This window comes from Brachyspira pilosicoli (assembly GCF_036997485.1).
Taxonomy (GTDB): domain Bacteria; phylum Spirochaetota; class Brachyspiria; order Brachyspirales; family Brachyspiraceae; genus Brachyspira; species Brachyspira pilosicoli_C.
The window spans coordinates 992,685-1,008,346 of sequence record NZ_JAWLPU010000001.1 but is presented as its reverse complement, the minus strand read 5'-3'; the positions used below and the strand labels follow the sequence as shown (position 1 = coordinate 1,008,346).

14 protein-coding genes are annotated in these 15,662 nt (G+C 29.3%); 5 read left to right on the top strand and 9 right to left on the bottom strand.

Annotation, left to right across the window (positions count from 1 at the left end):
* Positions 1–602: 602 nt before the first annotated feature.
* The 4 genes from R4I97_RS04535 to R4I97_RS04520 form a co-directional block, all read right to left on the bottom strand.
* Positions 603–1,796 (bottom strand): PLP-dependent aminotransferase family protein, encoded by a 1,194-nt coding sequence (locus R4I97_RS04535; RefSeq protein WP_335783897.1) that lies wholly within the window; start codon positions 1,794–1,796, stop codon positions 603–605.
* Between the two features lie 85 nt (positions 1,797–1,881).
* Positions 1,882–2,403, bottom strand: a complete 522-nt coding sequence (locus R4I97_RS04530; protein ID WP_335783896.1) for a hypothetical protein — start codon at positions 2,401–2,403, stop codon at positions 1,882–1,884.
* 12 nt (positions 2,404–2,415) lie between these two features.
* Positions 2,416–2,946, bottom strand: coding sequence for a hypothetical protein (locus R4I97_RS04525; protein WP_335783895.1), 531 nt, complete (start codon positions 2,944–2,946; stop codon positions 2,416–2,418).
* Positions 2,947–3,060: 114 nt separating this feature from the next.
* Positions 3,061–3,657, bottom strand: coding sequence for a TetR/AcrR family transcriptional regulator C-terminal domain-containing protein (locus R4I97_RS04520; RefSeq protein WP_335783894.1), 597 nt, complete (start codon positions 3,655–3,657; stop codon positions 3,061–3,063).
* Between the two features lie 139 nt (positions 3,658–3,796).
* Here R4I97_RS04520 and R4I97_RS04515 point away from each other — a divergent pair, with 139 nt between their 5' ends.
* Together R4I97_RS04515 and selD are read left to right on the top strand one after the other, a co-directional pair.
* Positions 3,797–4,516, top strand: coding sequence for a hypothetical protein (locus R4I97_RS04515; RefSeq protein ID WP_335783893.1), 720 nt, complete (start codon positions 3,797–3,799; stop codon positions 4,514–4,516).
* Positions 4,517–4,699: 183 nt separating this feature from the next.
* The gene (selD, locus tag R4I97_RS04510) at positions 4,700–5,764 is read left to right on the top strand and encodes a selenide, water dikinase SelD (protein WP_335783892.1); all 1,065 of its coding nucleotides are present in this window, start codon (positions 4,700–4,702) and stop codon (positions 5,762–5,764) included.
* Between the two features lie 525 nt (positions 5,765–6,289).
* On the opposite strand, the gene gdhA is transcribed toward selD, so the two are convergent.
* The 3 genes from gdhA to R4I97_RS04495 all read right to left on the bottom strand — a co-directional run bounded on the left by gdhA (position 6,290) and on the right by R4I97_RS04495 (position 9,027).
* Entirely contained in the window at positions 6,290–7,639 is a 1,350-nt protein-coding gene (gene gdhA / locus R4I97_RS04505; RefSeq protein ID WP_335783891.1) for an NADP-specific glutamate dehydrogenase, read from the bottom strand.
* A gap of 153 nt (positions 7,640–7,792) precedes the next feature.
* On the bottom strand, positions 7,793–8,467 hold the full coding sequence (locus R4I97_RS04500) for an ABC transporter ATP-binding protein (RefSeq protein WP_335783890.1): 675 nt from the start codon (positions 8,465–8,467) through the stop codon (positions 7,793–7,795).
* The gene (locus R4I97_RS04495) at positions 8,464–9,027 is read right to left on the bottom strand and encodes a hypothetical protein (protein WP_335783889.1); all 564 of its coding nucleotides are present in this window, start codon (positions 9,025–9,027) and stop codon (positions 8,464–8,466) included. Before R4I97_RS04495 ends, R4I97_RS04500 begins: the two co-directional genes overlap by 4 nt.
* 248 nt (positions 9,028–9,275) lie before the next feature.
* Here R4I97_RS04495 and R4I97_RS04490 point away from each other — a divergent pair, with 248 nt between their 5' ends.
* From R4I97_RS04490 to R4I97_RS04480, 3 genes are all read left to right on the top strand, one after another.
* Positions 9,276–10,256: a beta-ketoacyl-ACP synthase III gene (locus R4I97_RS04490; protein WP_335783888.1), complete on the top strand. Its 981-nt coding sequence runs from the start codon at positions 9,276–9,278 to the stop codon at positions 10,254–10,256.
* A 16-nt stretch (positions 10,257–10,272) separates the two neighbouring features.
* The gene (locus tag R4I97_RS04485) at positions 10,273–10,686 is read left to right on the top strand and encodes a C-GCAxxG-C-C family protein (protein WP_335783887.1); all 414 of its coding nucleotides are present in this window, start codon (positions 10,273–10,275) and stop codon (positions 10,684–10,686) included.
* A gap of 325 nt (positions 10,687–11,011) precedes the next feature.
* A complete protein-coding gene (locus R4I97_RS04480) occupies positions 11,012–13,012 on the top strand; it encodes an ATP-dependent helicase (protein ID WP_335783886.1) in 2,001 nt (666 codons plus the stop codon).
* Positions 13,013–13,065: 53 nt separating this feature from the next.
* Here the strand turns inward: R4I97_RS04480 and R4I97_RS04475 are convergent, their stop codons facing one another.
* Both R4I97_RS04475 and R4I97_RS04470 read right to left on the bottom strand, forming a co-directional pair.
* The gene (locus tag R4I97_RS04475; protein WP_335783885.1) at positions 13,066–13,806 is read right to left on the bottom strand and encodes a TRM11 family SAM-dependent methyltransferase; all 741 of its coding nucleotides are present in this window, start codon (positions 13,804–13,806) and stop codon (positions 13,066–13,068) included.
* 550 nt (positions 13,807–14,356) lie between these two features.
* Positions 14,357–15,541 (bottom strand): cation:dicarboxylate symporter family transporter, encoded by a 1,185-nt coding sequence (locus tag R4I97_RS04470; RefSeq protein WP_335783884.1) that lies wholly within the window; start codon positions 15,539–15,541, stop codon positions 14,357–14,359.
* Between the last annotated feature and the right edge of the window lie 121 nt (positions 15,542–15,662).

Genomic DNA, 15,662 nt, shown 5'->3' with positions numbered 1-15,662 from the left:
AATAATGCTTGTATATTAGACTAAAAAATGCAGTCCTTTTGCTTCTTTTGGCCACGCCACAAGGGCACTTCCTTCGGTCGCAAAAGAAGTAGTGGATTGGGGACTAGTCCCCAAAATATGAAAATAAAAAATAATAAACTTAAAAGTTTTAAAATATATAATAAGTTTTTTATTCAACTTTTTTGTCGCTCAAAAAAGTTGCAAAAAACGCAAGCACTTTAACTTTGTATGTTTGGAATATATAAATCTAAAATAATATTTATATTTTGTTATATATAAAAAGCTATACTTCATTAAATGCAGTTCTTTTGGTTCTTTTATACCAATACCGAAAGGTACCTACTTGGTAAAAGAACTGGGGGTGTGGGGGCAAAGCCACCGCAAGTATAAAAAATAAAAATTTTATTGTTATTTTTCCCACAGCAAAAAGAATTAAAAAGTGTAAGTACTTTATCTTTATATCTTATGAATATTTATAAAAGAAATAATAGTCACCACAAATAAAAACTTAAAAATTTTTTAATATATATATTACATTTACTTTAAAACAAAACAGGCGGCTTCATTGCCGCCCTTTAAATATATTATAATAATAAGGAAAATTATTGAGATTTTTTCATGTCTTCTATTACTTTACCAAGTATTGATATACCTTTATCTATATTCTCAAAAGAAGAATTAGTATAATTCAATCTAAAAGTACCCTCTCCTCTTTTTCTCTCATAGAAAGGCTCCCCAGCTGTAACTGCAACTCCTGCCTCTGCCGCTCTCTTACCTAATTCTATTGCATCTAAACCTTTAGGCAATGTAGCCCATATAAACATACCGCCTTCAGGGTGTGTCCAATGCATATCTTTAGGCATATATTTATCTAAACATTCAAGCATACAGTTACATTGTTTGCCGTATAAATCTATAATTGTTTTTATATGCTCATCATAATCATTATCTTTTAAATATTCAGCAACAACCATCTGAGAAAATATATTAGTATGCATATCTACAAGCTGTTTATACTCTTTCATTTTTGTAACAAGCTCTTTTACAGGTGAAGCAATCCAGCCTAATCTTAAACCAGGTGCTACTGTCTTTGAGAAAGTACCAAGAAGTATAGCCTGTTCTCCTAACAATTTACCAAAAGAATTTTGATGCTCGCCTTTAAATCTTAATTCTCCATAAGGGTTATCTTCTACAAAGAAAGTATCGCTCTTCTTTACTATATTAGCTATCTTTTCTCTAACTTCATTAGTATATGTTATACCAGTTGGGTTTTGAAAAGTAGGAATAGAATAAAAGAATTTAGGATTATATTTTTCTATCACATTTTTAACTTCTTCAACATCAGCACCATCTTCTTTAAGATTTACTGTTTGAATATTAGCATTATATAAGTGAAAAGTTTGTAAAGCAGCCAAATATGAAGGGTCTTCAAGCATAATATTATCCCCAGCATCAACTAACACAGAAGCTATAATATCCAATGCCTGCTGAGAACCATTTGTAATAATAATATCTTTAGCCTCTAAATTAATACCGCTTTTTTTGTACCTGTTAGCTATAAACTCTCTTAAAGGCAAATAACCATCAACACTATTATACTGTAATGCAGCAGCCCCATTATTTGATAATACTTTAATACAAGCCTCTTTTACAGCTTCCACAGGAAATGATGAAGGATTAGGAAGCCCTCCTGCAAATGATATTAAATTACCCTTTGCAGCAACCTCTAACATCATCTTAACAAAGTCGCCTTGAAAATCTTCTTGCAATGCTCTTTTAGATAATCTTAATTTCATATATAAATCCATAAATAAATTTTTATTATTATACAATACTATTAACAATAATGCTATAGCAATACAATAAAAAAACTTTCTTTTTTTATATTTTAACTATATCTCCTATTAAAACTTTCTTCTCCCAATTTATATCATTTTCTCTTGGAGCAGGAAAAGTTTTCCAATTAACTTTTTTGTTTGCCACCCATACTTCCTTAGATTCAAAAACCCCATTATTCTTCATCCAATCATTAAGCTTTTTATAATACGATGATTTATAAGCATAAGTATAATAAAGTTTATCGTTCTCTACAATATATCCTTCCATAAAAGTAACTTTGATAGAACTATAGGCTGAAAATACAAGCATAAACTTATTAATGAAATCTGTATTGCTATAAACAGCCATCTTATTATTTTTAGCCTTTATTAAAGTAAGTTTTTTTTTATTATCTATAACAATATCGCCATTCTCTTCAAATACATATTTCTTATCACCATTTACAGCTTTTCTTTTAATTACTTTAATCCAATCTTTGTCATAAGATATAACTCTATTGTTAGTGATAAAAAATAAAACAGAAATTACAATAACTATTACAGCTATAATAAATATATATTGCACTCTGCTAAAACCTTAATACAATTCTCCAGCATAAGAACCTTCAGCCCAGTTAACATCTTCAGGCTGCGGTATAGGATATTCTGTCCATTTAGCATCTGGTTTTGCAACCTTTGTATTATTACTTGATATAATATTATTATCTTCCCATTTTTTTAGCTTTGCTTTATAGCTATCTATATAATTTATATACCTAGTTAGTTTAGAACCGTTCAAGGCATATCCTTCAACCAACACTACTCCAAGAGTAGGTGCAGATTCATAAAAATAACTTAAAGGTACTTGATGCGTATAATAAACTTGACTATCAGATCTTGCACCCAAAAAATGATACTCTTTGACCAATAAAAAAGGAGACCTTCCTGAAATTAATACTAAATTGCCTCCAGGTATTCCTTCATATAGAGCCCCTTGCATATCTATAGTTTTTCTGTTAATGAAACTAACCCAATTTTGTGAATATTCACTATCCTTTGTAATATTTTGAGCATTCAATAAACTAAAAAAACTAATAGATAACAACAAACAAAATAATACTCTTTTCATAATTATACTCCATAATATACTCATACTAATAAAAATAAATAAAATTAGTAAAAGTAAAAACATTATGTAAATATTATCGTAAATTATTTGCTTATTTATTAAAAAATATGAGATTTATTCATACACAAAAATTCTTTGCATAATGATATCTGATATACACTCAGCAAGTTCCTGAGGTTTGATAGTGCAATCATTTAAAATCCATTCACTAATTACCGTAATAAAAGCTCCAGAATAAAAAGCTGCTATCACATTAAAGAAATAAGGCTTATCAGGTTTAGCAAGCTTCATATCCTTTACACCTTCTATAACATAAGATTCTAAATATTTTTGAAGTATTTTTGTAATGCTGTTATCTTTATTGTTTTGAAAAATAATCTTTAAATATTTTCTATTAAAATAGAAATATTGAAGAATCTTTATCATTATATCTATATGAAAGTCTTTTAACTTATCTTCTATTTTGTATCTTTGCAAATCCTCTAAAAATTTTGCTTCATACTCATCTAATTTAGATTTTAAAAGTTCATATTTATCATTAAAATAAGTATAAAATGTGCTTCTATGCATATTAGCTTTTGAACATATATCTATAACTCTAATTTCTTCAAAAGGCTTCTCTTCAAGTAAAGTACCTAAAGCATCCTCTAATATTTTTTTAGTTTTATTAACTTTTGAAGTTGATTTGTTATTATGATGAGAATCCTTCATAAACATACCCAAAATACAAATTATTTTATACTATTATATTATAAATATAAATAATGTAAACTTTTAAATTGAAAAATATCAATATTTTATTATAATAATTTCTTTAAGTTATAAAAATAGCAGAGTTTAAAAATAATTTATGAAAAAAATAGCCTTAACTTTAATATGTTGTTTATTATTATCTTGTTCCTCTCCAAATAATCCAAACTATAAAGGAACATATTCAAGCAAGTATGGAAATATATACTTAGAAAACGGAAATCTATTATGCTATGAACTTGGAGTAAATACTACATCAACCGAAGCACAAATATATAATGCATCAATCAACTTTGATATAAGCGAAGATAAAATTATTGTGAATGTATATCAAGATGGAATAATAAAAGAAACTTTTGAAGCAAACAAAATATCTGAAACTATAGATTATAAAGATTACAAAGATTATACAAATGGAACTTATAATCCTCCTACTTCATTTAAAGAAGAAGATTATGCATTATATATATATGATTCTTTAATACCGCAAAACGGTGAATATTACAGAGAGTTATTGAATGAATATAGAGCTTATTTTCCAAATTATGGAGAGTATATACCAAGAACTGTAAGAGTAGGATACTATAAAACAGATGTTGGATATAAGGCTTATATATTAAACGACCATAATATAGGAAGCGGTCCAGGCTCTGCAAGAAGAGATTATAGAATATTTTTTACCCGTTCGTTTTTAGCTATATCTGATTTAATAAATGGAGATGTTCCTGTATTCGCTGTATATAATCCAACAGAAGTTCAAAAGATAGTAACAAAATTATCAGAGATTTACATGATATTTCCAGAAGACGGAAAAAAATAAGTTTTGTTTAATATGCATTAAAGTAGTTTTATAATTAATTTATAAAAAATAAAAGCATAAGTTTTTATATTACAATTTGTTATGCATTAATTTGCACATACACCAAAAAACCTTAATTGACATTTTTAACTGTTTAAATATAATTATAAATAATTAACTATTTTGAGGTATACAATATTATTTATGAAAGATATAGAAAATAATGAAGAGAAAATAGAATTATTATCCTGTGCTTTAGAAGGCGGATGTTCTGCAAAAATTCCGCCAGATTTGCTTGAAAAGACATTATCGCCTATATTAAAAACAAAAGTAGATTCTAATCTTTTATCTGATGTTGATATAGGAGATGATGCTGGAGTTTATAAGATTTCAGATGACAATGCTATTATATTTACAGTAGATTTTTTTCCTCCTGTTGTGGCAGACCCTTATTTGTTTGGAGAGATTGCTGCTTGTAATTCTATAAGCGATATATATGCTATGGGAGGAGAGCCGAAATTAGCTTTAAATATTACAATGTATCCAAAAGAAAATTCTCTCAATACACTTGCTACAATATTAAAAGGCGGACAGGACAAAGCTACAGAAGCAGGCGTATTGGTTGTAGGAGGGCATACTATCACAGATGCTACAATTAAATATGGTATGGCTGTTATTGGTTTCGCTAACCCTAATAATATTACTACAAACTCTGCTGCTAAAGATGGAGATATTATAATACTTACAAAGCCTCTTGGCACAGGTGCTTGTTTAGCTGCTATGAGGCAGGGATTAATAAAAGAAAGTGCTATTACAGATGTATTTAATGCTATGAGTACTTTAAATAAAAAGGCTTGTGCTATAATGAATAAATATAAAGCAAAATGTGCTACGGATATAACAGGTTTTGGGCTTGCTGGGCATGCTTATAAGATGGCTAAGGCGAGTGATGTAACTATAGAGATAAATACATCAGCTTTGCCTATGTTTAATAAGAGCTATGAGGTATTGGATATGGGATGCATACCTGGAGCTGCTTTTACAAATATGCGTTATGTTGGTGAGAATATTTTAGTTGATGAGAATGTGGATTATAGCTTAAAGATGCTTACTTTTGACCCTCAGACGGCTGGCGGATTATTTATATGTGTAGATAAGGATAATGCTGAGAATATGCTTGCTGATTTATGGCGTGAGGGCATTGATTGTGCGGCTATTGTTGGAAGGGTAACTAAAAAGAATAGAGAATATATACATCTTACTAAATAATAAATTAATATTGATAAGTTTTTAGTTTTATGGTTTGCTTGAAATGAATTGCATTAGAAATATCATTTTATATCTAATACATATTCCCAATATATAAACCCATAGTACTTGCACTTTTTGCAACTTTTTGCGGCGGGAAAAAGTTGAATAAAAAAATCATAATAAAATATGATTATTTTAGAATATACTGAAAAATTTTAACTTTATTTATTTTTATTATTTGCAGGGCTTTGCCTCCTGCGAAGCGTGCCCGTAGGGTAGCACCCCAGTTCTTTTGCGACCGTAGGAAGTACCTTTGGTATTGGCACAAAGAACAAAAAAGACTGCTTTTTTATTATAAATTTTATAATTTTATTGCACATTAAAAGGCACTCCCCCGCACGACTAAGAAGTTATAATTAAAGCATAGCATTACCGTGCGGCAAGGTGGTACAGCTTGTACGCGGGAAAAAGTTGAATAAAAAAACTTACTATGTAAAAAACAAGGGGCTTTAAAAGCCCCTTATTTGTTTAGTTATTAATTAATTATATTAACCCAAAAGGAATCATAGTTTCAGCAACTTTTACAAATCCTGCTATATTAGCACCTTTCAAATAATTGCCTTTAAAGCCGTATTCTTCTGCTGTTGTATAGCAAGTGTTATGAATATTAGTCATAATGTTTTTTAGTTTACCATCTGTATATTCAAAATCCCAGCTATCTCTGCTTGCATTTTGCTGCATCTCTAAAGCAGAAGTAGCAACTCCTCCAGCATTAGTAGCCTTTCCAGGAGCATATAATATATTAGCATTCAAAAATACATCTATAGCCTCTGGTGTAGCAGGCATATTAGCTCCCTCAGCCACACATTTACATCCGTTTTTTACAAGTGTTTTAGCATTATCAGCATTAATCTCGTTTTGTGTAGCACAAGGCAAAGCAACATCACAAGCAATATCCCATATACAGCCATTTTCTTGATATTTAGCACTTTTATGTATATCAGCATATTCTTTTATTCTTTTTCTCTCTACTTCTTTCAAACGTTTTACAGTGTCTAAATTTATTCCATTTTCATCATACAACACACCGTTAGAATCTGAACAAGCTATAACTTTAGCTCCCAACTGTGAAGCCTTTTCCATAGCATATATAGCAACATTACCAGAACCAGATACAATTACCTTTTTATCCTCAAAAGATTCGTTTCTTGTTTTAAGCATAAGTTCTGTGAAATATACTAGTCCATAACCAGTAGCCTCTTTTCTCACAAGCGAACCGCCGTAATCTAAACCTTTTCCTGTAAGTACTCCAGCTTCATATCTTCCGCTTAATCTTTTGTACTGACCAAATAAATATCCAATCTCTCTCGCACCAACTCCTATGTCTCCTGCAGGTACATCAATATCAGCACCAATATGTCTATGAAGCTCTGTCATAAAGCTTTGGCAAAAACGCATTACTTCATTGTCGCTTTTTCCTTTAGGGTCAAAATCAGAACCGCCTTTACCGCCACCTATTGATAAGCCAGTAAGTGCATTTTTAAATATTTGTTCAAAACTTAAAAACTTTATAATGCCTAAATATACAGAAGGGTGAAAACGAAGACCTCCTTTGTATGGTCCCATTACACTTGAGAATTGTACTCTAAAGCCTCTGTTTATATGTATTTCCCCTTTGTCGTCCATCCAAGGCACTCTAAATATTATCTGTCTTTCTGGTTCGCATATTCGCTCAATTACTTTCTTTTCTATATATTCTGGGTGCTTCTCTAATACTACTTCTAATGTGCTTAACATCTCTTTTACTGCTTGGTGAAACTCTTTTTCTCCAGCATTCTTTTGAACTATTGAACTGTAAATAGATTCAATACTCTCTTTTACTCTTGAAGACATAACACAATCTCCTTTTTTTATTATTAAATTTTGAGTAAAATTATATAGCTAAATAATATTATTATCAATAGTAATTTAATAGTGATAGTATAAAATTATCATAAGAAGTAATATTTTTTTAAAAAAAGTGCATATTTTTGCAAAATTACATAGTTATTTAAGACATCTAACAATCTTACCTTCAGACATTTCATATACATTTTTGGCATGTGCTGCTATGTTATGAGCATGCGTAACCATAATGATTGTAGTTCCCTGATTGTTGAGGGTTGTTAATATTTCCATAAGTAAAGTAGTTGTTTCTGGGTCTAAATCGCTTGTAGGCTCATCTGCTATTAGGCATTTACAGCCATAGGCTAAAGCTCTTAGTATAGCTACTTTTTTCATTTCACCGCCTGATAAATGGGCTGCTTTTAGGTGCATTTTATCTTTTAGTCCGAATAGCTCTATATTTTCTTTTGTTTGATTTATTTTTTCATCTGTAATTTTATGTTTAAAAGCTAAAGGTATTAAAATATTATCTAGTACATTAATTGTCGGTATAATAACTGGGTATTGAAATATATATGAAAAATATTCTCTTCTAAAGCTTGATAATACTTCTTCTGAAGGGTTATCAATTTTGTATGAGTCATAATATATAGAACCGCTTGTAGGCTTTAATATACCTCCTATAATGCTTAAGAGAGTGCTTTTACCGCTTCCAGTATGCCCTACAAAGCTTATAAAATCACCCTGATTAATATCTAAACTAATATCCTTGCAAGCATCTAATTTGTTTACACCTAAAGAAAAAGTTTTAGAAATATTAATAATTTTTATATTCATAGTGTTCCTCTCAAATCTTCATAAGGGTCTCTGTTTAGAAGTACGGTATTAGTAATAAAAGCACCAAACATAAATATTAAAAATAATATTACATTAGCACAAAATATAGTAAAAGCATTATTTAACACTTCGGTTGTGTTTATAATAGTTAAGATATAAGAGCGGTATCTAATATAAATTATAATAATTTCCAAGCTTGAAATAATGTATGATATAAGAGGATATAAAAAGCTTAGAGATAAAGAAAGCCTTTTTAAAGATAATTTAGTAGCCCCAAAAATTCTCAAAGTAGAAAACATACGGCTATTTTTTGAGAAAATATATATAATAGTAACTATAGCAATTAATAATACTACAATAAATAGCACAATAAGAAGCGAGTATATAGAGAAAGCCCTAAAGAAAGGAATATTTTCATTTAGGAGTATTTCATATTTCCACATAAGAGCGAAAATAGAAGTAATAGTCATTAATTGCGACATAGCTATAAAGATGATAATAGAAAATAAGATATTACCTTTAATAATTTTAAGAGCATAGCCTACTATAGAATTATACACAAGAACACCTCTGCAAGATAATAATTATAAAACTATTAATATATATTATAGTAAAACTTATCGATATAATAACTAATTACTTTAGTAAATTTGTATACTTATATATAGTTAAAAATTATTAAAATTATATTTATAAAAACCTATAGTAAATTATTTGTTAAATAAAACTATATCTTTAATTTTTATTTTAATATATAATCTTTTAATCTATTTTCTAATTTACTAAGAATGAGAGGGTTAAATTGCTTATGAAAGCTTGTATAAAAAATTTATCTTCATATTTGCCTGAAAACATATTAACCAATTATGATTTAGAAAAAACATTGGATACAAATAATGATTGGATAGTAAGCAGAACTGGCATAGAAGAAAGGAGAATAGCAGACAAAAATGAAAGCTCTGCCAATATGGCAATAAAAGCTGTAAAAAAACTAATAGAAAAAAACGAAAAAATAGATGATGCTGATGCTGTAATAGTTGCTACTTCTACAAAATCATATACATTTCCTTCAACAGCAGGACTTATACAAAAAGAATTTAATATAAAAAACTCATGCCTTGCATTTGATATATCAGCTGCCTGCTCTGGATATATATATGCTCTTAATACTGCAGCTTCACTTATAGAGAGTGGGGAATGCAAAAAGGTTTTGATTGTGGCAACAGAAAAATGCAGTGATATAGTAAACTGGGAAGACAGGTCTACTGCAATACTTTTTGGTGATGGTGTTAGTGCGGCATTGATTGAGGCTAAAGAAGAAAATGAGAGCGGAGTAATAGTGGCTACAGACATAGGAAGCGAGCCTAATGATGAGATATTGATAGTAAAAGGAGGCGGAAGTGCTGAGCCTATCACAGAAAAAAATGTTGATGAAAAACTTAATAGCATAACTATGGAAGGAACAGAAGTTTTTAAGAAGGCAGTTACTACTTTTGATGAAACTATAAGAAAAACTGTAAAAAGTGCTAATTTGGAATTAACTGATTTGTCTTTAATAATTACTCATCAGGCCAATACCAGAATAATGAATGCTGTTGCTAAAAAGTTGGGTTTTGATGACAGCAAATTTTATGTGAATATACAAAAATACGGTAACACATCTGCTGCGAGTGTTGGTATAGCATTTACAGAGGCTTTTGAAAAGAATGCTATTAAAAAAGGCGATTATGTGTTACTTACAGCTTTTGGTGCTGGTCTTACTTGGGGTTCTACTTTAATAAAATTTTAAAAAGTGATTTATAATTATGACTTTATACGAATATTTATATAATGGATTTGGAAAGAAAGAAGATTTAAATTGTGCAGAAAAGATGCTTTATGGAGCTAATACTGTTTATAATTTGGGAATAGATAAAAGTGATTTAAAGCTTGCTGCTGGTTTTGGGGGCGGTATGGGATTGGGTCTTACCTGCGGTATTATAACTGGTGCTATAATGGCTTTTTCTAAAGCTTTTATTATAGAGAGAGGTCATGAAAGCACTTTTTTAAAAGAGTTAGAATTTGAGTTTGTCAGCAGGTTTAAAGAATTAACTTCGCATACAGATTGTACTCCTTTGAAAGAAGAGTATAGAGACCCTATAGACGGATGCGATTATATTATATTTGAAGCTGCTAAAATATTTGACGATATAATGCAGAGATATTACAAAAAAGATTAAAGCTTTTATTATATAGCTAAACGACTATATTTTATAAATTTATTTTATTCAACTTTTTCCCGCCTTACACGGTGTGGACTTCGTCAAAGTTGCAAAAAGTGCAAGTACTATAGCTTTGTCATTTGTAATATGTATAAACTATATTATAATACCAACATTTCAAGCTAAACAATGCAGTTCTTCGCGAAGCGTATCCGAAGGATATAAGGTTCTTTTATACCAATACCGAAGGCACTTCCTACGGTCGTAAAAGAAGTGGGGGTATGGGGGCAAAGCCACCACAAATAAAAATTTAATATATTAAAAAAATTAGAGTTTTATATTTATGGATAATAATAAACAAAATGAGTTACTTAATGGTTTAAACGAAAATCAAAGAGAAGGTGTGCTTCATATAGATAGTCCTCTTCTTCTTTTGGCTGGTGCTGGAAGCGGTAAGACTTTAGTTATTACCAAAAAAATAGCATACCTTATAACAGAAAAACACATAAGACCAGAAAATATAATGGCTGTAACTTTTACAAACAAAGCAGCCAATGAAATGAAAGAAAGAGTATGCTCTATGCTTCCAGAAATAAAACCATTTAGGCTGTTTATAAGAACATTTCACTCTGCATGTTTGAGAATATTAAAAGATAATGCTCAATATTTAAATTATAGAGAAGACTTTCTTATTTTGGATGAGGGCGATAGATTAAGCGTTATAAAAAAAATAATGAAAGAAGAAAACACTCCAAAATCTATAAAGCCGAAAGATGTTTCAAGATATATATCTGCCAAAAAAAATGAAATGAGATATGATATTGGTTTTGAAGAGGAGTATTATAAAAAAGTATATGATAAATACACAGAATATGAAGTTAAAGAAAATGTGATGGATTTTGATGACTTAATACTCAACACTATAAAACTATTTGAAAAAGAGAAAAGTGTACTTGATAATTATAAAAAGAGATTTAAATATATTTTAGTTGATGAGTTTCAAGATACTAATTTGCAGCAATACAAATTAATAAAAATGCTTGCTCAAAAAAATAATAGCCAAAGCCAAGATAATCAATTAACCGTTGTAGGCGATGATGACCAGAGTATATATGCTTTTAGAGGAGCAAACGTATCTAATATATTAAACTTTGAAAATGATTTTGAAGACACTAAAATAATTCGCCTTGAAGAAAATTATAGATGCCCGAAAAATGTAGTTGAAGCAGCTTTGAATGTAATAAAAAATAATAGCCATAGACACACAAAAAATGTTTTTTCAAACAAAAAAAGTGATTATAAAATAGAAAATTGGATATGCTATACAGATTATGAAGAGGCAAAATCGGTTGCTAATGAAATAGAGTTATTGTTTGATGAAGGTTTTGAAGCAAAAGATATAGTTATTTTGTTTAGAACCAATAGCCAATCAAGAGCTTATGAAAAAGAACTTATGGCTCATTCTATTAATTATAAAATAGTAGGAGGAGTTGGGTTTTATGAGAGAACAGAGATTAAAGACAGCATTTCTTTTTTGAGGCTTATTACAGGCTTTAATGATAATTTTAGTATAAGAAGAACCATCAATACACCAACAAGAGGAATAGGGGAAAAAACTTTTGCTCAGTTTGAGTCATTTGCAGATAAAAAAAATCTCACACTCTATGATGCAATAGACATTATAGAAGAATCAAATATTTCAAAAAAAGCTCTTAACAACATTAAAGAATATAAAAACATATTAAAGAAATATTCAAAAAAAATAGAAGAAGACCCTAAACATATAGAGGGAGTATTCTTTGAGTTTTTAAAAGAAATAGATTATTTTTCAATATTTAAAAGCGACGGCAATATAAGAATAGCAACAGCAGAAGATAATATAAAAGAGCTTTTTAATGCATATTACAGCTATTTAAATTACAATTATGAAAACCCTGAAAGCAGTTTAAATATAAGAGGATTTTTAGAGGAAACAACACTCTATAAAGACAACAGCAACGAAGATAAGGAAGATGCAATTACACTTATGACAGTTCACAACGCAAAAGGATTAGAGTTTGAAGTTGTATTTATCACAGGTCTTGAGCATGGAGTATTTCCTCATTACTTTTCACTCGAAGAAGAAAACGGCGTAGAAGAAGAGAGAAGACTTTTTTATGTGGCAATTACAAGGGCTAAACAAAAACTATACCTCACATACGCAAAAAGAAGAAGGATAAGCTCAGGCACTATGGAACAAGCTCCTTCATCATTTTTAATGGAGATACCAAAATCTCTATTATATATAAAAGAAAAAGCTAATAGTTATTATATGGAAATAGATGAAGATGCTTTTGATTATTAAGTTTTTAAAAACCAAAATATAAAATCATTTATAAAAAACTTAAATACATTTACTTAAAAATTCCTTAAATGCACCTTGCCGTTTTTATCTATTGTTTTATTACCCTTCTTATACATTATAAAAAGATAATTAAACCCTCTCAAATAATAATTATGCTCTATTGCAGATAAATGATAATTACCCTTGTTTAAACTTTTATTATGCCTCACAACCGAAACTATATCTATAGGCATAAAATATTTACTCATAATCTCAAAAAGCTTAAAACCTATAGGCATAAACGGATAATCTTTCTCATAAGAATCTGAAACATATAAAGCCATATATCTATCTTTTTTCATTATTCTAAATATTTCAGCTATCACTTTATCCATAGCTTCATAATACTCATCTGTTTTTGCGGTTAATTTACCTATACAATTTTTTTCATTAGAGTAATTTATATGAGTACTATATGGCGGGTCAACAAAAACAAAATCTACCTTTTCATCTTCTATTGGTATTTTTCTTGCATCGGCTCTAAAAATATCTTTTCTCTCTAATGCCTTTGGATTGATATCATATCCTAAAGCACGTCTATTAAGCTCTCTTGCCACATCAATAGTTGTACCGCTTCCTGCCATAGGATCAACTACTAAATCTTTTTCTTTTGTATATCTATTTAATAAATTCCATATTATATATGATGGTGTTGCTCCTATATAATGTTTATGTTTTTCCTCTTCACTTTTTAAATATTGCTGAGAAGGATAATCCCAAAGAGTTGTTGTTTGTAATTCTAACTTTTTTTTCATTATTTTTCTGCTGCTAATAAAAATTAAATATAATTATGTTAGTATATACTATATATTAGTAAGATACAATATAAAACTTAAAATATATTGTTTATTCATTTAATTTATTTAAATTGATAATCAGCTCTCCGCACGGTAAACAAAATTAAAAATATAATAAAATTAATAATATAATTTTTCTAATATACAAGTAATTGTTAACCGTGCGTTAAAAAAATCTATAAAATAAAATTACATATTAAAAATTTTTATAAAATCCAGCCCTCTATGTTCATATATTTTATTTATAGTTTCTAATTTAATTAACCTCATTGTCTACTAAAAAAAGCACACCCGCCCAAGTTGTTTTTTAATTTATGATTAATTCACCGCACGGTGAACAAATTTAAAACCTTAATTAACTTAATAATTAATTTTTGCAATATACAAGTGATTATTCACCGTGCGTTAAAAATCTACAAATTAAAATTCTATAAAAAGTATAAAAATAAAAAAGGGCAGCTTCTCTTAGAAACTACCCTCTACATTAATTGATTATGAATAATTTTATTTAAGCAACAGATTCTTTTTTGATTTTTGTCTTGTAGAACCAATCAACAAATACAGCAATAGCATTGTCCCCAGAAACATTAGCAGCAGTACCAAAAGAGTCTTGAGTTAAGTATAAAGCAATCATCAAACCCTGTAATTCTTCTCCAGTAATACCAATCATATAGAAGAAAGGCAAAGCACTCATAACAGCTCCTCCTGGTGCTCCTGGAGCAGCAACCATAGCTACACCTAACATAAGTATGAAAGGAAGTATTGAGCTATAAGTTGGGTTTTGACCAAGTATGAGTATAACAGCAGTAGAACAGCAAGTCAAAGTAATCATAGAACCAGCTAAGTGTATAGTAGCACAAAGCGGTATAACAAAATTTCTAATCTGCTCGCTAACCCCATTTCTTTCAGCAGCTATTAAGCTAACAGGTATAGTAGCAGCACTGCTTTGAGTACCTACAGCAGTGAAATAAGGAGGGATTTGGTTTTTAATGAGCATTAAAGGAGATTTATGCCCTATAACACCAGATATTATAAACAAAGCAGTAATATAAAGTATATGTAAAGTAATAACAACAGCAAATACTTTACCAAATATCACAAGTATATGCTGTATACTGCCAGCATAAGCTAAATTAGCAAAAGTACCTAAAATGTGTATAGGCAATAAAGGTATTATTATATTTTTAAGAACAGCCTGTATAACCTCTTCAGAGTCTCTTACTATAGAAAATAGCTCTTCTCCTTGCTTTTTAGGTCTGAGCATTGTAATACCAATACCAAGTATAAATGCAAATACTACAGCAGATGTAACATCAAATAAAGGTTTAAGAGGTATAGAAAAATAACTATCCAAACCAGATTCTATTTTTACATTGCTTAAAGCAGCAGCACCCAAAAGGGTAGGAAAAAGATTTGAAGCTACTAAAAAAGCAATACTTCCAGCTAATAATGTAGAACCATAAGATATAGCCACTGTAATTCCAATAAGCTTTGAAGCACCCTCTGTAAGGCTGGCAATACCGTATCCTATAAAAGCAACTATCATAAGAGGTATAATAAAGTTTAAAAATAAACTAAATATAGAACTGAAAGTTACAAATATTCTTACTACAGGACTAGGAAGATACATGCCCACTAAAATACCTAAAATTATACCGATTATAATTCTAGGCAGCAAACCAATTTTTTTCATTTTAAAACTCCATAAGTAAGTGTTATGAGTACAGTATAGAAAATTTTTTTTATACAATCAATTAATTATTTTACTAAAAGTTTTATTTTTGGTTTTTATCCTTCTATATTATTATATATGT